We start from the raw sequence: 19,807 nt of genomic DNA on the forward strand, positions 1-19,807 counted from the left end.
GCGTCCGCCAGCGCCTGGCGGGCCTGCTGCTGCCGGGTGGCGGCCTGCTGCTGCTGCTGCGCCAGCTCGTCGCGGCGGGTCAGCCACTGGAGCTGCTGCTGCTGGCTCTGCTGCTGGGCCAGCAGGGCTTTTTCTTCGTCAGTAAGTACCTGCAAACTTTCCTGCAGCGCCTGCTGCTGGGCCTCCGTCAACAGGACGATGCCCGCCGCCTGGGCTTCGAACTTCTCCAGCGCATGGCGAGCGGCTTTGTGCTGTTCGTAGACCATGGCTGAAATCTGGCCGTAGATTTCCGTGCCGGTCAGCTCCTCCAGCAGCTCCGCGCGATCGCTCGGCTTCGCGTTCAGGAAGGCGGCAAATTGCCCCTGGGAAAGCAGCATCGAGCGGGTGAAGCGGCCATAGTCGAGGCCGGTAAGCGTCGCGGTTTGCTCCAGCTTGTCCGAGACTTTATCGGCGAGGATTTTGCCGTCAGCGCAGCGCGCCAGCTCGACGCGGGGCGCCTGCAGATTGCCATCCGGCTGGTTACGGGCCCGGTTCTGGCTCCAGAAAGCGCGGTAGGCGATGCCTTTTACTTCAAATTCGACTTCCGCCAGACACTCGGCGGTATCGCGGGTCATCAGGTCGTTTTGCGACTGGGAGACCTTGTTCAGGCGCGGCGTCTCATGATAGAGCGCCAGGCAAATGGCATCGAGCAGCGTGGTTTTCCCGGCCCCGGTGGCGCCGGTAATGGCGAACAGGCCATTGCTGGCGAACGGCTCGGCGGTAAAGTCTATCTTCCATTCCCCTTTCAGGGAGTTGAGGTTTTTCAGGCGCAGACTGAGGATTTTCATGCGTTTTCGTCCTCCGCGGTGAGCGTATGCACCGTATGGGCGAACAGCTCATGCAGCCGGGCGCGCTTCATCTCGTCAATTTCGGTCAGCGCCAGCCGGCGCTCGAATACCTCCTCCACCTTCAGTTCACTGAGCGTCTCCCGCTGGGCGTTGAGCAGTATTTTCTCGCGCTGCTCGCGGCTGCGGCGCACCAGCAGCACTTCCACCGGCAGATCCTCCGTTAGCGCCTGAATATGCCGTTGAATATCGTGCAGATAGTCCTCGGTGGTGATTTCGATATCCAGCCACACCGGCGGGTCCTGCTCGACGCCGCGCCACTGCTCCAGCTGGGCGGTGATGGCGGCCAGATCGCCTTTGATTACCGCCAGAGGCTGGGTCACGGGCACCTCCAGGGTTTCCACGGCGCTAAGTCGCCCCTCGCTAAAGCTCACCAGATGCACCGATTTCGCTTTGCCGGTTTCATCGAAGCTCAGCGGCAGCGGCGAGCCGCTGTAGCGGATATGCTCGCAGCCGCCGACCATCTGCGCCCGGTGAATATGGCCCAGCGCAATGTAGTCGGCAGGGGGGAAGTGTTGCGCCGGAAAGGCATCCAGTGTGCCGATGTAAATGTCGCGGACGGCATCGCTTTTGCTGGCGCCGACGGTGGTCAGATGGCCGCTGGCAATGATGGGCAGCGGCCGATCGCCGCGCAGCGCGCAGGCCTGCTGATACTGCTCCTGATAATAGTCGCTGATGGCGTGCAGCAGCAGCTGCTGTTTTTCCCGACCGGAGTGACCGGCCTGGCTGGTCACCAGCTCGCGCGGGCGTAAAAACGGCACCGGACAGAAGATGGCGCCCGGCGTGCCGTCGCGCAGCGGCAGCTCAATCGGCGCGTAGCCGGCGTTCGCCACCACGGTGGTGTGTAAGAAGGCGAGGATATCGCGGGATTCATTGAGCATCGCCACCGAGTCGTGGTTGCCCGCCAGCACCACCAGGCGACAGCCGGTCTGCTGCAACTGGACGACGAAACGGTTATACAGTTCGCGGGCGTAGCTCGGCGGCGAGCCGGTATCAAAAATATCGCCAGCCACGATAATGGCGTCGACTTCATGCTCCTGCGCGCGGTCCAGTAGCCAGGTAAGAAAAGCGTCGTGTTCGGCCGCGCGGCTTTTACTGTAAAAATTCTGGCCCAGGTGCCAGTCGGAGGTGTGAAGGAGGCGCATAAATCTTCCCTAGCGAAAAAAGCATGGGTGGCAGTATACCACTTGTTAGTGAGGGGTAAGTCCGCGTCGTGCTTCAAAATACCTGATCATCAGACGGTCATTTTTTTCATAAATCTGTCACAAAAGTGACGCATAATGACGCCGCACTTCTATACTGATGGCTAAAAAACACAGGGTAAATAATGGCGAGAAGAATTCTGGTCGTTGAAGATGAAGCTCCAATCCGCGAAATGGTCTGCTTTGTTCTGGAGCAAAATGGCTTTCAGCCTGTCGAAGCGGAAGATTATGACAGCGCGGTGAATCAACTCAATGAACCCTGGCCTGATTTGATTCTCCTGGACTGGATGCTGCCGGGCGGTTCGGGGCTGCAGTTTATTAAACTGCTCAAGCGCGAGGCGATGACGCGGGATATTCCGGTAGTGATGCTGACCGCGCGTGGAGAAGAAGAGGATCGCGTTCGCGGCCTGGAGACCGGCGCGGATGACTACATCACCAAGCCTTTCTCTCCGAAAGAGCTGGTGGCGCGAATCAAAGCGGTGATGCGCCGTATTTCACCGATGGCGGTGGAAGAGGTGATCGAAATGCAGGGGCTGAGCCTCGACCCTTCATCGCACCGGGTAATGACCGGCGACAGTCCGCTGGATATGGGACCGACGGAATTTAAATTATTGCACTTCTTTATGACCCATCCGGAGCGGGTGTACAGCCGCGAACAGCTGCTGAACCACGTCTGGGGGACCAACGTTTATGTGGAAGACCGCACGGTGGACGTCCATATTCGCCGCCTGCGCAAAGCGCTGGAACACAGTGGCCATGATCGTATGGTGCAAACGGTTCGCGGCACGGGGTATCGTTTCTCCGCCCGTTTCTGAATTTTGACAGGAGTGTGACCCGTGCTGGAACGGCTGTCATGGAAAAGGCTGGCGCTGGAGCTCTTTTTAGCGTGTATTCCGGCCCTGATTCTGGGGGCGTTTGTGGGGCATCTGCCGTGGTTTTTACTGGCGGCAGTGACCGGTTTGCTGATCTGGCATTTCTGGAATTTGATGCGCCTGTCGTGGTGGCTGTGGGTGGACCGGAGCATGACTCCTCCGCCTGGCCGCGGCAGTTGGGAGCCGCTGCTGTATGGTCTGCACCAGATGCAGATGCGTAATAAAAAGCGTCGGCGCGAGCTGGGAAGCCTGATTAAACGCTTTCGCAGCGGGGCGGAATCGTTACCGGATGCGGTCGTCCTGACCACGGAAGAGGGGGCTATTTTCTGGTGTAATGGCCTGGCGCAGCAGATTCTAAACCTGCGCTGGCCGGACGACAGTGGCCAAAACATTCTTAACCTTCTGCGCTATCCTGAGTTCGCCAACTATCTGAAACAGCGCGATTTTTCAAAGCCGCTCAATCTGGTGCTGAATAACGCCCGTCATCTGGAAATTCGCGTGATGCCCTACAGCGACAAGCAGTGGCTGATGGTGGCGCGCGACGTGACGCAGATGCATCAGCTGGAAGGGGCGCGGCGGAACTTTTTCGCCAACGTCAGCCATGAGTTGCGCACCCCACTGACGGTGCTGCAGGGCTATCTGGAGATGATGCAGGAGCAGGTGCTGGAGGGGGCGACCCGAGAAAAAGCCCTGCACACCATGCGGGAGCAAACTCAACGTATGGAAGGCCTGGTGAAGCAGCTGCTGACGCTGTCGCGTATTGAAGCCGCGCCGGCGCTGGCGATGAATGATCGCATCGACGTGCCGATGATGCTGCGGGTGGTGGAGCGCGAGGCGCAAACTCTCAGCCAGGAGAAACAGACGCTGATCTTCACCGTCGATGAGCAGCTCAAGGTGCTGGGTAATGAGGAGCAGCTGCGCAGCGCCATCTCCAACCTGGTCTATAACGCGGTGAACCACACCCCGCCGGGGACCGAAATTCGCGTCAGCTGGCAGCGAACCCCGCAGGGAGCGCTGTTCAGCGTCGAGGATAACGGGCCAGGCATTGCGCCGGAGCATATTCCCCGTCTGACCGAGCGTTTTTATCGGGTGGATAAAGCCCGTTCCCGGCAAACGGGGGGCAGTGGCCTGGGACTGGCGATCGTCAAACACGCGGTTAACCATCATGACAGCCGGCTGGAAATCGACAGCACGGTGGGCAAGGGAACCCGCTTTAGCTTCCTGCTCCCGGAACGATTAATTGCCAAAAATGACGCCTGATCGACGCGCTGTCAGTTTATCTTGCCAATGACCAGCTTCAGCTGGTCATTTTCATTGGCAGTCGTTTTTTCTCGCCTATTTAATGAGCGTGCGCTGCTTTTTTGTTCGCATGATAAGCCACGGGTTTTCTATCAATATGGTAAATGATTCTGGTGTTAAAGACATAACCAGCATAATCATCTGCTTTTGCGATCGTGCCTTGCTTTAAAACGTTATAAGCGTTTAAATTGCGCCTGCGCAGTCGATGACAGACTGCTTTTGCGTGGTAATACCAAAAACAATTCTTTCCCACGCCGCTTCGGGAGCATATCTCGCTGAGTTTACCGGCAATGGCCGCTGTATCGTCCCTGAGAGGGGAGCGCGGTATTTTTCCATTTTTTTACAACACCACATCCACAGGCAGTAATGAATTTATGACCCATCAGTTAAAATCTCGCGACATCATAGCGTTGGGCTTTATGACCTTCGCGTTGTTCGTTGGCGCAGGCAACATTATTTTCCCTCCGATGGTTGGCTTACAGGCGGGCGAGCACGTCTGGACGGCGGCGATCGGCTTCCTGATCACTGCGGTGGGTCTGCCGGTGCTGACGGTGGTGGCGCTGGCGAAAGTCGGCGGCGGCGTTGAAAGCCTGAGCACCCCGATTGGTAAAGTGGCCGGTATCCTGCTGGCGGTGGTGTGCTATCTCGCGGTAGGACCGCTGTTCGCGACGCCGCGTACCGCGACCGTCTCCTTTGAAGTCGGTATTGCCCCGCTGACCGGCGACGGCCCGCTGCCGCTGCTGATCTACAGCGTTATTTACTTCGCGCTGGTGATTCTGGTCTCCCTCTATCCGGGCAAACTGCTGGACACCGTGGGCAATTTCCTTGCGCCGCTGAAAATTATCGCCCTGATTGTGCTGGCGGTCGCCGCCATCATCTGGCCAGCGGGCCCGATCAGCGACGCGCTGGAAGCGTATCGTACGGCACCATTCTCCAATGGCTTCGTCAACGGCTACCTGACCATGGATACCCTCGGCGCGATGGTATTTGGCATCGTGATTGTTAATGCCGCTCGCTCACGCGGCGTCAGCGAAGCGCGTCTGTTGACCCGTTATACCGTCTGGGCTGGCCTGATGGCGGGCGTCGGCCTGACCCTGCTGTATCTGGCGCTGTTCCGTCTGGGCTCTGACAGCGCTACTCTCGTGGATCAGTCCGCCAACGGCGCGGCGATCCTCCATGCCTACGTGCAGCACACCTTCGGCGGGGCGGGCAGTTTCCTGCTGGCGGCGCTGATCTTCATCGCTTGCCTGGTGACGGCGGTGGGCCTGACCTGCGCCTGCGCTGAGTTCTTTGCCCAGTATCTGCCGTTCTCCTATCGCACGCTGGTCTTTGTTCTCGGCCTGTTCTCCATGGCGGTCTCCAATTTGGGCCTTAGCCATCTGATCCAGGTATCGATTCCGGTGCTGACCGCTATCTATCCGCCGTGTATCGCACTGGTTGTATTAAGCTTTACCCGCAGTTGGTGGCATAATTCGTCCCGCGTTATCGCGCCGGCCATGTTTATCAGCCTGATGTTTGGTATCATTGACGGGATTAAGTCATCGGCATTTGCCGCGATTCTGCCGGACTGGACCGCGCGTCTGCCGCTGGCGGAGCAGGGCCTGGCCTGGCTGATGCCCACCGCCGTGATGACCATTCTCGCGGTGATCTGGGATCGCGCAGCCGGACGTCAGGTGACTTCCAGCGCGCATTAACCGGCGGTGAGGACAAGCGTTTAACCACGGGACTTCGGGTTCCGTGGTTTTTTATTTTTTGTGTTAAACGGCATTGAAAAACCACGATGGAAAGTAGTAACAAGCTTAAGCGCGGGCTAAGCACCCGGCACATTCGCTTTATGGCCCTGGGTTCCGCCATCGGCACCGGGCTTTTTTACGGCTCGGCCGACGCCATTAAAATGGCCGGACCCAGCGTACTGTTGGCCTACATTATCGGCGGCGTCGCGGCATATATCATTATGCGGGCGCTCGGTGAGATGTCGGTGCATAACCCTGCCGCCAGCTCATTCTCCCGCTATGCCCAGGAAAACCTCGGCGGACTGGCGGGCTATATCACCGGCTGGACCTACTGCTTTGAAATCCTGATCGTCGCCATCGCCGACGTTACCGCCTTCGGCATCTACATGGGCGTCTGGTTCCCGACGGTGCCGCACTGGATCTGGGTGCTCAGCGTGGTGCTGATCATCTGCGCCGTCAACCTGATGAGCGTCAAGGTGTTTGGCGAGCTGGAGTTCTGGTTCTCGTTCTTCAAAGTGGCCACCATTATCATCATGATCCTCGCCGGGTTCGGCATCATTATCTGGGGGATCGGCAACGGCGGCCAGCCGACGGGGATTCATAACCTGTGGAGCAACGGCGGCTTCTTCAGCAACGGCTGGCTGGGAATGGTTATGTCGCTGCAGATGGTGATGTTCGCTTACGGCGGCATCGAAATCATCGGCATTACCGCCGGTGAGGCGAAGGACCCGGAGAAATCCATTCCGCGCGCCATCAACTCGGTGCCGATGCGCATTCTGGTGTTCTACGTCGGCACGCTGTTCGTCATTATGTCCATCTACCCGTGGAATCAGGTGGGAACCGACGGCAGCCCCTTCGTCCTGACCTTCCAGCATCTGGGCATTACCTTCGCGGCCAGTATTCTTAACTTCGTGGTCCTGACGGCTTCGCTGTCGGCGATTAACTCCGACGTGTTCGGCGTGGGCCGTATGCTGCACGGCATGGCTGAGCAGGGCAGCGCGCCGAAGGTGTTCGCTAAAACGTCGCGTCGCGGTATTCCGTGGGTGACGGTGATGGTGATGACCATTGCGCTGCTGTTTGCGGTATACCTAAATTACATCATGCCGGAGAACGTTTTCCTGGTGATCGCCTCCCTGGCCACCTTCGCCACGGTGTGGGTGTGGATTATGATCCTGCTGTCACAGATAGCCTTCCGCCGCCGTCTGTCGCCCGAAGAGGTTAAGGCGCTGAAATTCAAAGTCCCTGGCGGGGTGTTGACCACGGTGATCGGCCTGCTGTTCCTGGCCTTTATTATCGCCCTTATCGGCTATCATCCGGACACCCGCATCTCGCTGTACGTCGGTATGGCGTGGATTGCGCTGTTGCTGCTCGGCTGGGTCTTTAAGACCCGCCGTGAGCGCCGCCTGGCGCAGGCTCAGTAATCGACATCGCCCCGGTCAGCATCGCGCGGCCGGGGCGGCTTGCGGTCCCGCGTCCTCCCCCGTTATCCTCCCCCAAAAAGTTCTGAGATGATGAGTTCTGCGCCCGGCGGCTATGGCAAGGTGTGCCCATTCTGCACAATGAGGATTCACGATGTTGAAGGCATGGCACCTTCCGGTTGCACCCTTTATCAAGGTGCAACAGGACCGACTGTTTATTACTCTGTGGTTAAGCGGTGAGTCGCTGCCGCAGCGGATCACGCTGCGCGCGGAAGAGGATAACGAAGAGCTGTCGCTGCCGATGCAGCGGCTCCGCCAGGCGCCGCAGCCAGGCGTGGTGGCATGGCGCGGCGAAATCTCTCTCGCCAGCGGCCAGCCGCGCCGCCGCTACAGCTTTAAGCTGCTGTGGGCCGACCATCAGCGCTGGTTTACGCCACAAGGCTTCACCCGATTCCCGCCGGCCCGACTGGAGCAGTTCGCCATTGACCTGCCGGACGCCGGCCCGCAGTGGGTGGCCGATCAGGTGTTCTATCAAATTTTCCCCGATCGCTTTGCCCGCAGCGCCGCGCGTGACGCCGACCAGGATGCGGTCTATTACCATCACGCGGCGGGACGGGAGATTGTGCGCAAGGCGTGGGACGACCCGCTTACCGGCGAGGCGGGCGGGTCGACGTTCTACGGCGGGGATCTCGACGGCATCAGCGAAAAACTTCCCTACCTGAAGCAGATCGGCGTAACCGCTCTGTATCTGAACCCGGTTTTCGCCGCCCCCAGCGTGCATAAATACGATACCGAGGATTATCGGCGCGTCGATCCGCAGTTTGGCGGCGACGCGGCGCTGCTCCGGCTGCGCCACAACACCCTGCGGGCGGGAATGCGCATGATCCTCGACGGCGTGTTCAACCATACCGGCGATTCCCATCCCTGGTTCGACCGTCACCAGCAGGGCAGCGGCGGCGCCGGCCACGATCCGGACTCCCCGTGGCGCGACTGGTTTACCTTCTCAGAGGAGGGGCAGGCGCACAACTGGCTGGGCTATGCCAGTCTGCCGAAGCTCGACTATCGGTCGACCAGCCTGGTCAACGAGATCTATGCCGGTGAAGACAGTATCGTACGCCACTGGCTGAAGGCGCCATGGAGCATGGACGGCTGGCGTCTGGACGTGGTGCATATGCTGGGCGAAGGCGGCGGGGCGCGGAATAACCTGCAGCATATCGCCGGCATTACCCAGGCAGCGAAGCAAGCGCAGCCGGAAGCTTTTGTCTTTGGCGAACATTTTGGCGACGCGCGCCAGTGGCTGCAGGCGGATGCCGAAGACGCGGCGATGAACTATCGCGGCTTCACCTTCCCGATCTGGGGATTCCTCGCCAATACCGATATTTCTTACGATCCGCAGAAAATAGACGCCCAGACCTGTATGGCGTGGATGGATAATTATCGCGCCGGGCTGTCGCATCAGCAGCAGCTGCGGATGTTCAACCAGCTCGACAGCCATGATACGGCGCGTTTTAAATCTCTTCTTGGCAAAGACGTAGCGCGCCTGCCGCTGGCGGTGGTGTGGCTGTTCAGCTGGCCGGGGGTACCGTGCATCTACTATGGCGACGAGGTGGGCGTGGATGGCAATAACGATCCGTTCTGCCGCAAGCCGTTCCCGTGGGATCCGGCGCTGCAGGATACCCAGCTGCTGGCGCTGTATCAGCGGATGGCGAAACTGCGTAAGGCCCACCAGGCGCTGCGCTACGGCGGCTGTCAGGTGATTTACGCCGAGGATAACGTGGTGGTGTTTGTCCGCGTCTACAAACAGCAGCGGGTGCTGGTGGCGATTAACCGCGGGGAAGCCTGCGAGGTGGTTATTGAAGATTCCCCGCTGCTGAACGTGGCCGGGTGGACGCTGCAGGAGGGCGCCGGCGCCTTCCAGGACGGGGTGCTGACCCTCCCGGCCATCTCCGCCAACGTCTGGTCCGGCCGTTAATGGTAGAGCTGGCTCAGCAGGTCGCCGCGGAGGAGCGCCTCCCGCCACCAGCGCTGAGCCAGCCCATCATTCCCGCTGCGCCAGGCCATATAGGTAATATCCTTTTCCCGCCAGCAGGCGACGCTTTTCTCCACCAGACTGCCTTTTACCAGCCACGGGCGAGCGATATGGCGCGGCAGAAAGCCGCAGCCCAGCCCGGCGCACAATAGTTCGACTTTACTGGCGAAATCATCGACGCCGATTTGCGGCTGCTCGTCGAGGAGATTGCTGTTGAGCGGATGGCAATAGCGGGCGCTGTCGCGGATCACGATGGCCCGATGCTGGCTGAGCTGTTTATTGGCCAGTGGCTCCTTCGCCTGAGCCAGCGGGTGATGGGGGGCGACGACGAAAATGTTATCCAACGCGCCGAGGGTTTGCCATGACCACTCCGCGGAGGTGGGCGGCTCATTGATGGCGCCGAGGATAATATCCGCCCCATGATGGGTCAGCTCTTCCCACGAACCGGCGAGGGTGTGATGGCTGAAGTTCAGTCGCGTCTGTGGGTTTTGCGCGTAAAACTCGGCGATCAGCGGCAGCAGGGCCGAAAAGGGAAATGAGGCGTCAAGGGCGATGGCTAGCTCTCGCTCCCAGCCCGCGCTCAGCTGCTGGGCCTGCTTTTCCAGATCTCTGGCGGCACTTAAAAGCTGTCGCCCCTTCTCCAGCATCAGCCGCCCGGTATCGGTAAATTTTGCCCGATGGCCGGAACGATCCAACAGCACGATGTTCAGATCGCTCTCCAGTTTCTGGATCATATAGCTCAGAGCGGCGGGGGTTTTATACAGCGACTCCGCGGCGGTGGCGAAGGATCCGTGGCGGTCAAGGGCATCAAGGATCATCAAAACATCAAAGTTTACGCGCATATGAAGCTATCCATTAATTTGTTTTCTCTGTTGTACCTAAGCGCAATAATCAAAGCCAGTGAATAAATCAGAACAGTTTGGCGTAAAAATTTGATTAAAACAGGCGTGAATAAATCCTGGTCGCGGCAAAAAATATAAACCATAAAAAATCCTTAATAACTTGTTAGAAATAACTGGCTATACTCACCATGCTTTATCAGTCAGGATCCACACGACGCATTAATCATCATGTCATCTTTTTAACTAATTGATTAAGAAGGTATTTAATGTCTATTCGTGAACTGCTCGATCCCACTAATTCCGCGCTTATCTTTATTGACCATCAGCCGCAAATGTCCTTTGGCGTGGCGAATATCGATCGCCAGACCCTGAAAAATAACACCGTGGCGCTGGCAAAAGCGGGCAAAATTTTTAATGTACCGGTGATTTATACCTCCGTAGAGACCAAAAGCTTTAGCGGCTATATCTGGCCGGAATTATTGGCCGTGCATCCTGACGTCAAGCCGATTGAACGTACCTCCATGAACTCCTGGGAAGACGATGCGTTTGTGGCAGCGGTGAAAGCGACCGGCCGTAAAAAGCTGGTGATCTCCGCTCTGTGGACCGAAGTCTGCCTGACCTTCCCGGCGTTGATGGCGCTGGAGGCGGGCTACGAGGTCTATGTAGTGACGGATACCTCCGGCGGCACCTCTGTCGACGCCCATGAGCGGTCTATTGACCGGATGGTGCAGGCGGGGGCGGTGCCGGTGACCTGGCAGCAGGTGCTGCTGGAGTACCAGCGCGACTGGTCGCGCAAAGCGACCTACGGTGCGGTAATGGACCTGGTGCGCGAACACAGCGGCGCCTACGGGATGGGCGTCGATTACGCTTATACCATGGTGCATGGCGCGCCGGAGCGTAAAGCGTAAATCACTCCATCCTTCAGGCTGCTGCGTTGTTGGCTGCGTTTGTCCGTCCCCAGCTACTGAATTTATTCAAGTTCACGGGGACGTGCCCGCCTGCCGCTTCAACGCAGCATGAAGGATGTTGTGTCAGATCATTTATGGAGAGTGGCAGGAGAAAACCGGCCATTTCCCTGAAGCAAGGAACTCGTCATGGCGCAGCAAAAATCGATGACCCTGGTTATCAGCCATCTGCTCGATCCGCAACACAGCCAGCGCTACGAAGAGTGGCTCGGTAAAATTATGCCCATTGCGGCAGAATTTCCCGGCCATCTTGGGGCGAATGTGATCCGGCCCGCCGCAGGGCAGAATCTGTGGAGCGTCATAATCCGCTTCGATACCCTGGAGCACCTCTACGCCTGGACGCAGTCGGAAACCCGTCGGCAACTGGTGGCTGAGATTGCCCCACTGCTGACGGAAGGCGATCGGACTGAGGTGCGGACTGAACCGGCCTTCTGGTTTACCCCGCCGACGGTGAACGTACGCCAGCCGCGGCGCTGGAAACAGTTTCTGATCACCCTGCTGGTGATTTTCCCCAGCACCAACCTGGTGCCTGCGGTGACCGGCATGCTGCTGCCGTCGCTTAAGGGGAGCCTGCTGCTGCACCTCATCAATGATGCCTGTGTGGTTGCGCTGGTGGTCTGGTTCTGGATGCCCATCGTGACCCGCCTGTTTGCTGGCTGGTTGAAGAAAAACTGAGTCAGCCTCCTCAAGGAGTGCGTTATGTCGCAAACTGCCACACTGATTCTGACCCACGGTCAGATTCATACCCTCGATCGTGCGAATCCCCTGGCGGAAGCCGTGGCCATCGCCGACGGAAAAATTGTTGCCACCGGAAGTCACGATCGGATCATGAGCTTTGCCGCCGAGGGGACGCAAATCGTCGATCTCAAAGGGCATACGGTGATCCCGGGCCTCAACGATTCTCACCTGCACCTGATCCGCGGTGGGTTGAACTACAACCTTGAGCTCCGCTGGGAGGGCGTCCCCTCGCTGGCGGATGCCCTGCGAATGCTGAAGGATCAGGCGGATCGCACGCCGTCCCCGCAGTGGGTGCGGGTGGTCTGCGGCTGGAACGAATTTCAGTTCGCTGAACGGCGGATGCCGACCCTGGAAGAGCTGAACGAGGCGGCGCCTGATACGCCGGTGTTTGTGCTCCATCTCTACGATCGCGCGCTGTTGAACCGTGCGGCGCTGAAAGCCGTGGGATATACCAAAGAGACGCCGGATCCGGCGGGCGGCGAGATCGCCCGCGATAGCCACGGCAACCCGACCGGGATGCTGATCGCCAAACCGAACGCCATGATCCTTTACGCTACGCTGGCCAAGGGGCCGAAGCTGCCGCTGGATCTGCAGGTGAACTCCACCCGTCAATTTATGCGCGAGCTGAACCGACTGGGGCTGACCAGCGCCATCGACGCCGGAGGCGGCTTCCAGAACTATCCGGAAGATTACGAGATTATCGAACAGCTGCACGCGAAAGATCAGATGACCGTGCGCATCGCCTACAACCTGTTTACTCAGCGGCCGAAGCAGGAGCTGGAGGATTTTGAACGCTGGACCGACATGCTGAAGCCGGGGCAGGGGACTGACTTCTATCGCGCCAACGGCGCCGGCGAGATGCTGGTATTTTCGGCGGCGGATTTTGAAGATTTCCTGCAGCCGCGGCCGGATCTGCCGCAAGGCATGGAGGATGAGCTGGAGCGGGTGGTACGCCATCTGGTGGAGCATCGCTGGCCGTTCCGCCTGCATGCCACCTACGATGAGTCCATCAGCCGGATGCTGGACGTGTTTGAGAAGGTGAACCGCGATATCCCGTTTAATGGCCTGCACTGGTTCTTCGATCATGCCGAGACCATTACCGAGCGTAACATTGAGCGGGTGAAGGCGCTGGGGGGCGGTATTGCGGTGCAGCATCGGATGGCCTTCCAGGGCGAATATTTTGTCGATCGCTACGGCAAAGAGGCGGTGAAACATACCCCGCCGGTAGCAAAGATGCTGGCGCTGGACGTGCCGGTGGGGCTGGGCACCGATGCGACCCGCGTCGCCAGCTATAACCCGTGGACCGCGCTGTACTGGCTGGTCTCCGGGCGCACCGTTGGCGGGATGGCGATGTATGACGACGCCAACCGCCTGCCGCGCGATGTCGCGCTGGAGCTGTGGACGGCGGGCAGCGCCTGGTTCTCCAGCGAGCAGGGCAAGAAAGGCCGTCTGGCCGCCGGTCAGCTTGCCGATCTGGTGGTGCTGTCGAAAGACTACTTCAGCGTCGCGGAAGAGGAGATCAAAGGCATTGAGTCGGTGCTGACGGTGGTTGACGGCAAAGTGGTGTACGCCGCCGGTCACTTCTCGCCGCTGGCGCCGCCGCCGATCCCGGTGCTGCCGGAGTGGTCGCCGGTGGTGAAGGTCCCGGGCCATTACCGTTCCGCTCCGCCGGCGACGGCTAAAATCGGCGCCATGGTGCAGATGCACCAGTGCTGCGGTAGCTGTGGCGTCCACGGCCATCAGCATGATATTGCGCGTAAGTCGTCGATTCCGGTCTCTGACGAGCAGGCCTTCTGGGGCGTGCTGGGCTGTTCCTGCTTTGCTTTTTGATACCTGAAACCACCGCCCCGGCAGCGTCGGGGCGGTGGTTTCAGCCGCAGGCCCGGCGTCAATAGCGCTGCTCTGAGCCAAAGAGCGCCATGCGGCGGGCAATCATCTCGCGTACCGGCTGCAGTCCCTGGGCGATGACTTTCCGCGGATCGTTCACATCGTGCCCGGTGTCGGCGGCGAAAATTGCTTTCACCTGTTGGCACCAGGCGTACATATTTTCGGTATTAACGTTAATCTTGGCGGTGCCGCAGGCAATCGCCCGGCGCATATCCTCATCGGCAATTCCGGTGCCGCCATGCAGCACCAGCGGAACCTTCACCTGCTCGGCAATGGCTTTCATCTCGGTAAATCCCAGCCGGGCTTTACCTTTATACAGACCATGGGTGGAGCCCAGCGCGGCGGCGAGGCAATCCACCTGGGTTTCTGTCACCAGGGTGTAGCACTCCTGCGGATCGGCGTAGATGACTTCGGAATTGACAATGCCGTCTTCACTGCCGGCGATGGTCCCCAGTTCGGCCTCCACAGAGATACCTTTGCTGTGGGCCAGCGTCACCAGGTGGCGGGTAATGGCCAGGTTTTCCCTGAACGGCAGATGCGAGCCATCAAACATAATGGAACTGAAGCCGGCGGCGATCGCCGCTTCGCAGGCCTCCCGGGAGGTGCCATGATCCAGATGCAGCGCCACCGGAACATCAATATGCAAATACTCCATGGCGTTAACCACGATGTCATGAATACATTTTAACCCGAGCATATGCTTAACCGTGCCGCCGGACACCCCCAAAATAACCGGTGAGCGGCACTGCTGGGCGGTGCTTAATACGGCGCCGACCCATTCCAGATTATTAATGTTGAACTGACCGACGGCGTAGCCGTCCCGCAGGGCATGCTGAAGCATGTCCTTCATCGACACTAACATATTCACCTCTTGATATTTATTAAATGCAGTTATTCTTCAAAATATTGCGTTAAGTTTCTCTCGTAGCTATTTAACGAGTGGTGGACGACCGCCAGGTCCGGCATCGATTCCCGAACCCCTTTTTTCTCAATAGAAATGGCGGCGGTCAGGCTGGCAAATAAAATAATGTTATCGATATGCCATGAGTAATGGACGCCATAGGTGAAGGCGCCGTGAAATACATCCCCGGCGCCGGTGGTATCAACGGCATTGCACAGCCAGGACGGGACGATCTGCAGCATACCGCTTTTTAAAAAAGCGCAGCCTTTTTCGCCAAGGGTAATAAATGCTTCACCGCGGCAAATTTTATTCAACTCAATCAGGGCCGCTTTAATTTCTGCTTCGGTGCTCAGCGAGCGATAGCTCATATAATCGCGGGCGAAATGTTCGCTCACTACAAAATAGTCAGTCCAGGCCGCCAGTTTAATATTGCTGGCGCGCAGTGACCCGCCGTCCATCACGACCCTGGCGTTGGGCAGTTTCTTAATTAAATATTCACTGATTTCCGCCTCATGGCCGTCAATTAAAATGGTGACCGGCTCCTCGCTGGCAATCAGTCGCTCGGCGAGGTCGTCCAGTTTGAGCTTTTGCTCGTAGGTCAGGGAAGGCGGCGTTTGCATCTTGCGGGTAATAATCGTCCGCGAACCCGTTAAGCGATTGACCAGCACCGAGGCCAGCGGGGTGATCATGTCATCGGAGAAAACCACCTGGCTGGTATCCACCCCCGCCTCGGCAAACTCATCGATAATGCGCTGACCGTAAAGGTCCTGCTGCAGATGACCAATGTAATAAACCTCCTCGCCCCATAATCCCAGCAGCCAGGCCGCATTGGCCGCCGGACCGCCGCCGCTTTCAATAAAATCATGACAAAAGTTTTTGGTATTCTCCTGGGGCCATTCATTGAGAAAGAAAAACTGATCGAAACAAGCAAATCCAATGGACAAAATAGCCATAACCACTCCTGATTATTTGTCAGCGGCGGAAAGCGTGGCCCTCCCGCCGGGAAAAATGACCTCGCTTATTCATTTTTCTGCTTCGCCGTCAGCTCCTCATAGCTGAGCGTGTTGCCCACCACCTGGACGTGACGGAAGCAGAAAGGCGCCAGCAGCGCGACGAGCAGCGCCAGACAAATCAGATAGATAGTGATCTGACCAAACTGGGTGAAAGCATTCCCGATAATGATGCCCCATACCGCGAAGTCGAAATCGGCGAAGGTGCTGTTTTCAAACCCGAGGTTGCCGAGCGCCGGCAGCAGCATCGCCGGCAGGAAGGCGAGGAAGATCCCGCCGATAAAGGAGGCGATGATACATCCGCGCTTACCGCCCAGTTTGTCGGCGAAGACGCCGGACGTGCCGCCGCAGAAGAAGTGCGGCACCATGCCGGGAATAATCAGCGCCATGCCCAGCCCGCCGAGCAAGAGCATCCCGACCAGCCCGCCCACAAAGGAGCTGATGAATCCCACTACCACCGCGGTGGGGCTAAAGGTGAAGAACACCGCGCAATCAACGGCCGGGATGGAGTCCGGGATCAGCTTCTGGCTGATGCCCTGGAACGCCGGCACCAGATCGCCGAGGATCAGCCGCACGCCGTTATAGACAATGGCTACGCCAACGGCGAACTGCAGACCGGTCAGCACCGAGAAGATCAGCATGTTTTGGTCGGTGATGGTGCTCAGGTACGCCGACCCGGCGACAGCGCTGCAGACAAAGTAGATAACAAACATCACGATACCGGTGGTGACCGTGGTATCGCGCAGAAAGCCCCACTTTTCTGAAATTTCGGTATCGGCGAAGGAATTTGCCGGATTGCCGGTCCGGCTGGCGATCCATGCCGAGAGGTAGTAGCCGAGAGAGCCGAAATGGCCCATGGCGATCCCGCCGTCTTCGGTTACCTGCCTGGTGTAACGCTGACCGATGGCCGGGGAGATGGCCGACCATGAGCCCAACAGGAATCCACCGATCAGGATCAACATCCAGCCCTGGAACTCCGCCGCCTGCAGAACGGCGGAGAACAGGCAGGCGAGAAAGAACGAATGATGGCCGGTCAGAAAGATATATTTATACTTGGTACAGCGGGCGATAATCAGGTTGAAAATAAAGCCTAACAGTAAAATACTCATGGTTTCCACGCCCAGCATCTTCTGGGCGACGGAGACAATGGCTTCATTGTTCGGAATAACGCCGCGGATATTAAATCCGGCCTCGATAATACCGCCCAGCGGATTGAGATTGGCAACGATAACGCCTGCCCCAGCGCTCAACATCAAATAGCCTAAAATCGGCTTCAATGTGCCGGTAAGCAGTTTATTGCCAGGGGAGCGCAGTGCCACTAAACCAACAAAGGCGATAAGCCCCATTAAAAAGGCGGGTTGACTGAATATTTCCGTTAAGAAACTAAGAATAGCCTGCATGGTCGTTCCCTCTATGCTGATTAAGAGTGAGTCGCAGCAATTTTCATCAGCGCATCGGTAATATCCTCGGCGATCTTCGCTTTATGGACGTAGCTGCGAATGATGGCGACATGACAGTGGGCCGGAAATTGATTTGCCAGTTCTTTTATCGTGACGTAAAGGTCGGCTTTTTCCCCGACGGCGTTAGCAAAATCGACCGAGGCGACGTCCGCTTTGATGCCTAATTCGTCACAGATCTTTTTCACATTATTCGCAGCCATCAATGAGCTGCCAATACCGTTACCACAAACCGTTCTGATAACTAACATAATGACTACTCCATTTGTTTTTGAATGAAATGTAAGACTGAATTAACGTCATTTTCCTGCTGAAGAAAGGTCACAATATCTGACTCGATCAGCGAGGCTATCAGTTGGATCATTTTGATATGACTGTCAGCATCGGCGCCGGCGATCGCGATGACCACGGAAACCGGATCGAACTCATCGTGGCCGAAGGAGATTGGCGTGGCGGTGGTGACAAGTGAGAACCCGGTCTGTAATGCCCCTTTTTCCGGGCGGGCATGCGGCATGGCAATCCCGTCATCTATCACGATGGCGGCGCCAAAATCTTCATATACCGTCAGCATCTCGTTGACATATTCGGCGCTGCAAATCTGGCGCCTGGCAAGTAATGAACCCGCCAGTTCGATGGCCTCTTCCGCACGGGAAATATTCTGCTTAAGGGCGATTAACGACGGGTCAAAAATAATTTCCATCCTCAGCTCCTGAACGTATTCCTGTTCCTGAGTTAAATCATGACCAAATACATTGATGAAAATGATGGATGAGATCACATCCGCGGTTTTAAATATTGATGGGGATCACATCGACGGCAAAGTACCGGCAGAAAACGATATAAATAATTTATATATTTTTCAGTCTGTTATGAAGACTTTGTATTTTGACGCTGAAATTTGGCAGAGAAAAAGTGAGAGGTAGAGCGAATTTTTTCGCCAGAAGTGTATCGCTGGTCACAAATATCGGCGGGTCATTTTCTTAAATTTTGACGCCGCTAACAAAAAAGGCCCGCCTGAGCGAGCCTTTTATTAAAACGCGTGCCGATTACAGGCTGGAAACGTTTTCGGTCAGGTATTTTGCAACGCCTTCCGGAGAGGCGGCCATACCTTCTTTTCCTTTTTCCCACTGCGCCGGGCAGACTTCGCCGTGCTCTTCGTGGAACTGCAGGGCGTCAACCATACGCAGCATTTCGTCGATGTTACGGCCCAGCGGCAGGTCGTTAACCACCTGATGACGAACGATGCCGTTGGCGTCGATCAGGAAGGAGCCGCGCAGCGCTACGCCTTCGTCCGGATGCTCAATACCGTAAGCTTTCTGGATTTCACGTTTGATGTCAGCAACCATCGCGTATTTAACCGGGCCGATACCGCCCTGGTCTACCGGGGTGTTACGCCATGCGTTGTGCACGAACTCGGAGTCGAAGGAAACGCCAACCACTTCCACGCCGCGTTTCTGGAATTCTTCGTAACGTTTGTCGAACGCGATCAGCTCAGACGGGCACACGAAGGTGAAGTCCATCGGCCAGAAGAACAGAACGGTAGGTTTACCGTTGGTGTGCTGTTTGAAATTGAATTTCTCAACGATCTCACCATTACCCAGCACAGCGGCTGCAGTAAAATCCGGCGCTTGACGAGTGACCAGAACCATTTGATTCTCCTGTAATTACTAAGGTTATTTGGAACGCAACGCGGGCAAGTATAGAGCCTGTCCGGCAATAACACAAAGAGGCGCTAACAATCGTTCAGCCAGCTTTTACCTATCAATGACGTGGCTATTACAGCTGTTTGTTTTCTGCCTGGCGCATCATCTGCGGATAAAAGCGCCAGAACTGCGTCTCCAGACGGTCGTAATGGGTATCCAGATCCTGCCAGGAGTCGCGTAGCGCCTCGAGACGTGGACGGCGGCTGGCCATGCCGTTCAGCACGCGCTGAATAAAATCCATTTCCCGATAGCGCTCCAGCCAGCGCTCCGACCAAAGATATTGATTGAGATTGACGAAGCGGGGCGGCGAGTCGGGCAGGATGGGGACGATCTGCCGCTCGGCGTAGCGTACGAACTCGTCCAGCGGCAGGTCAGGGGAGAGCTGCGCCCAGTGCTGGGACAGGAAATGATCCCACATGACGTCGAGGGTGATGGGGGCGACGCGGCGGGTCTGCGGGCGAAACCACTCCCGCGCCTCTTTGACTTCCGCCAGGTTGTCAGTCATCACGTCAATCCGCCGATGCATAAAGATGCCGTCGATGATCTCCGCCGGATAGTCGCCCTGCGGGTTGCCGCGCACGAAGTCGGCCATCAGGTTGCCGGGCAACGAACTGTCGGCGAGATGGGCCAGGTGCAGGTGGGCGAGAAAATTCATAAAACGACATCCTTTAAATACGAGCGGGCAGGTGGAAACACCGATGTTGCGCTGAACGGCGCCTCGGTGGCCGAATGGCATGCTGTCTGGCCGCGCGCGGCACCTTTGCCACCGGTAAGGCATTCGGTTGCCGCATGGCGGCATTCGGAATGATTTGGAATATAGATTATGTCATTCATCCGGAGGGGTAAAGGTTGCAGCCAGACCGCCCC

Annotated in this window: 20 protein-coding genes; 10 read left to right on the top strand and 10 right to left on the bottom strand. The window is 57.6% G+C overall.

All coding sequences use genetic code 11. The annotated features are described in order from the left end of the window. Together RRF55_RS16780 and sbcD are read right to left on the bottom strand one after the other, a co-directional pair. The coding region (locus tag RRF55_RS16780) for an AAA family ATPase (RefSeq protein ID WP_154236276.1) at nucleotides 1-827 on the bottom strand (827 nt) is incomplete at its 3' end. Next, a complete protein-coding gene (sbcD, locus tag RRF55_RS16785) occupies nucleotides 824-2,029 on the bottom strand; it encodes an exonuclease subunit SbcD (protein WP_023284724.1) in 1,206 nt (401 codons plus the stop codon). The genes sbcD and RRF55_RS16780, both read right to left, overlap by 4 nt. A gap of 182 nt (nucleotides 2,030-2,211) precedes the next feature. Here sbcD and phoB point away from each other — a divergent pair, with 182 nt between their 5' ends. The 5 genes from phoB to malZ all read left to right on the top strand — a co-directional run bounded on the left by phoB (nucleotide 2,212) and on the right by malZ (nucleotide 9,380). Next, on the top strand, nucleotides 2,212-2,901 hold the full coding sequence (phoB, locus tag RRF55_RS16790; protein ID WP_002890343.1) for a phosphate response regulator transcription factor PhoB: 690 nt from the start codon (nucleotides 2,212-2,214) through the stop codon (nucleotides 2,899-2,901). A 21-nt stretch (nucleotides 2,902-2,922) separates the two neighbouring features. Then, nucleotides 2,923-4,218: a phosphate regulon sensor histidine kinase PhoR gene (phoR, locus tag RRF55_RS16795; RefSeq protein ID WP_002890344.1), complete on the top strand. Its 1,296-nt coding sequence runs from the start codon at nucleotides 2,923-2,925 to the stop codon at nucleotides 4,216-4,218. A 413-nt stretch (nucleotides 4,219-4,631) separates the two neighbouring features. Beyond that, nucleotides 4,632-5,951, top strand: coding sequence for a branched-chain amino acid transporter carrier protein BrnQ (gene brnQ, locus RRF55_RS16800; protein WP_004144627.1), 1,320 nt, complete (start codon nucleotides 4,632-4,634; stop codon nucleotides 5,949-5,951). A gap of 86 nt (nucleotides 5,952-6,037) precedes the next feature. After that, on the top strand, nucleotides 6,038-7,411 hold the full coding sequence (proY, locus tag RRF55_RS16805) for a proline-specific permease ProY (protein WP_009485323.1): 1,374 nt from the start codon (nucleotides 6,038-6,040) through the stop codon (nucleotides 7,409-7,411). 151 nt (nucleotides 7,412-7,562) lie between these two features. After that, nucleotides 7,563-9,380, top strand: a complete 1,818-nt coding sequence (gene malZ / locus RRF55_RS16810) for a maltodextrin glucosidase (RefSeq protein ID WP_125346330.1) — start codon at nucleotides 7,563-7,565, stop codon at nucleotides 9,378-9,380. Here the strand turns inward: malZ and RRF55_RS16815 are convergent. After that, nucleotides 9,377-10,279, bottom strand: coding sequence for a LysR substrate-binding domain-containing protein (locus RRF55_RS16815; RefSeq protein WP_002890353.1), 903 nt, complete (start codon nucleotides 10,277-10,279; stop codon nucleotides 9,377-9,379). The two genes, malZ and RRF55_RS16815, sit on opposite strands and share 4 nt — an antisense overlap. A 266-nt stretch (nucleotides 10,280-10,545) precedes the next feature. Here RRF55_RS16815 and RRF55_RS16820 point away from each other — a divergent pair, with 266 nt between their 5' ends. The 3 genes from RRF55_RS16820 to RRF55_RS16830 all read left to right on the top strand — a co-directional run bounded on the left by RRF55_RS16820 (nucleotide 10,546) and on the right by RRF55_RS16830 (nucleotide 13,812). Further along, nucleotides 10,546-11,187 (top strand): hydrolase, encoded by a 642-nt coding sequence (locus RRF55_RS16820; protein ID WP_125346328.1) that lies wholly within the window; start codon nucleotides 10,546-10,548, stop codon nucleotides 11,185-11,187. 186 nt (nucleotides 11,188-11,373) lie between these two features. Further along, nucleotides 11,374-11,919 (top strand): antibiotic biosynthesis monooxygenase, encoded by a 546-nt coding sequence (locus RRF55_RS16825; RefSeq protein WP_130974902.1) that lies wholly within the window; start codon nucleotides 11,374-11,376, stop codon nucleotides 11,917-11,919. Between the two features lie 24 nt (nucleotides 11,920-11,943). After that, nucleotides 11,944-13,812 (top strand): amidohydrolase, encoded by a 1,869-nt coding sequence (locus RRF55_RS16830; RefSeq protein WP_130974903.1) that lies wholly within the window; start codon nucleotides 11,944-11,946, stop codon nucleotides 13,810-13,812. 58 nt (nucleotides 13,813-13,870) lie between these two features. Here the strand turns inward: RRF55_RS16830 and fba are convergent, their stop codons facing one another. The 5 genes from fba to RRF55_RS16855 all read right to left on the bottom strand — a co-directional run bounded on the left by fba (nucleotide 13,871) and on the right by RRF55_RS16855 (nucleotide 17,937). Then, a complete protein-coding gene (gene fba / locus RRF55_RS16835; RefSeq protein WP_004218830.1) occupies nucleotides 13,871-14,725 on the bottom strand; it encodes a class II fructose-1,6-bisphosphate aldolase in 855 nt (284 codons plus the stop codon). A 35-nt stretch (nucleotides 14,726-14,760) separates the two neighbouring features. Then, the gene (locus tag RRF55_RS16840; protein WP_002890372.1) at nucleotides 14,761-15,723 is read right to left on the bottom strand and encodes a carbohydrate kinase family protein; all 963 of its coding nucleotides are present in this window, start codon (nucleotides 15,721-15,723) and stop codon (nucleotides 14,761-14,763) included. A 65-nt stretch (nucleotides 15,724-15,788) separates the two neighbouring features. Further along, on the bottom strand, nucleotides 15,789-17,180 hold the full coding sequence (locus RRF55_RS16845) for a PTS ascorbate transporter subunit IIC (protein WP_004151345.1): 1,392 nt from the start codon (nucleotides 17,178-17,180) through the stop codon (nucleotides 15,789-15,791). A gap of 20 nt (nucleotides 17,181-17,200) precedes the next feature. After that, nucleotides 17,201-17,488 (bottom strand): PTS sugar transporter subunit IIB, encoded by a 288-nt coding sequence (locus RRF55_RS16850; protein ID WP_002890376.1) that lies wholly within the window; start codon nucleotides 17,486-17,488, stop codon nucleotides 17,201-17,203. Between the two features lie 5 nt (nucleotides 17,489-17,493). Next, entirely contained in the window at nucleotides 17,494-17,937 is a 444-nt protein-coding gene (locus RRF55_RS16855; RefSeq protein WP_002890380.1) for a PTS sugar transporter subunit IIA, read from the bottom strand. A gap of 55 nt (nucleotides 17,938-17,992) precedes the next feature. Here RRF55_RS16855 and RRF55_RS16860 point away from each other — a divergent pair, with 55 nt between their 5' ends. Beyond that, complete coding sequence (locus RRF55_RS16860) at nucleotides 17,993-18,160, top strand: hypothetical protein (protein ID WP_032427897.1); 168 nt, start codon at nucleotides 17,993-17,995, stop codon at nucleotides 18,158-18,160. Between the two features lie 123 nt (nucleotides 18,161-18,283). On the opposite strand, the gene RRF55_RS16865 is transcribed toward RRF55_RS16860, so the two are convergent. Together RRF55_RS16865 and acpH are read right to left on the bottom strand one after the other, a co-directional pair. Next, nucleotides 18,284-18,886, bottom strand: coding sequence for a peroxiredoxin (locus RRF55_RS16865; RefSeq protein WP_002890386.1), 603 nt, complete (start codon nucleotides 18,884-18,886; stop codon nucleotides 18,284-18,286). Nucleotides 18,887-19,013: 127 nt separating this feature from the next. Continuing rightward, nucleotides 19,014-19,595 carry an ACP phosphodiesterase gene (acpH, locus tag RRF55_RS16870; protein ID WP_021312312.1) on the bottom strand — a complete coding sequence of 194 codons (582 nt, stop codon included), beginning with the start codon at nucleotides 19,593-19,595 and terminating at the stop codon, nucleotides 19,014-19,016. A gap of 74 nt (nucleotides 19,596-19,669) precedes the next feature. Here acpH and RRF55_RS16875 point away from each other — a divergent pair, with 74 nt between their 5' ends. Next, the gene (locus RRF55_RS16875; RefSeq protein ID WP_004218831.1) at nucleotides 19,670-19,786 is read left to right on the top strand and encodes a hypothetical protein; all 117 of its coding nucleotides are present in this window, start codon (nucleotides 19,670-19,672) and stop codon (nucleotides 19,784-19,786) included. The last annotated feature ends 21 nt before the right edge of the window (nucleotides 19,787-19,807 follow it).

The sequence above is a fragment of the Klebsiella sp. K47 genome, assembly GCF_051858335.1.
Taxonomy (GTDB): Bacteria; Pseudomonadota; Gammaproteobacteria; order Enterobacterales; family Enterobacteriaceae; genus Klebsiella; species Klebsiella pneumoniae.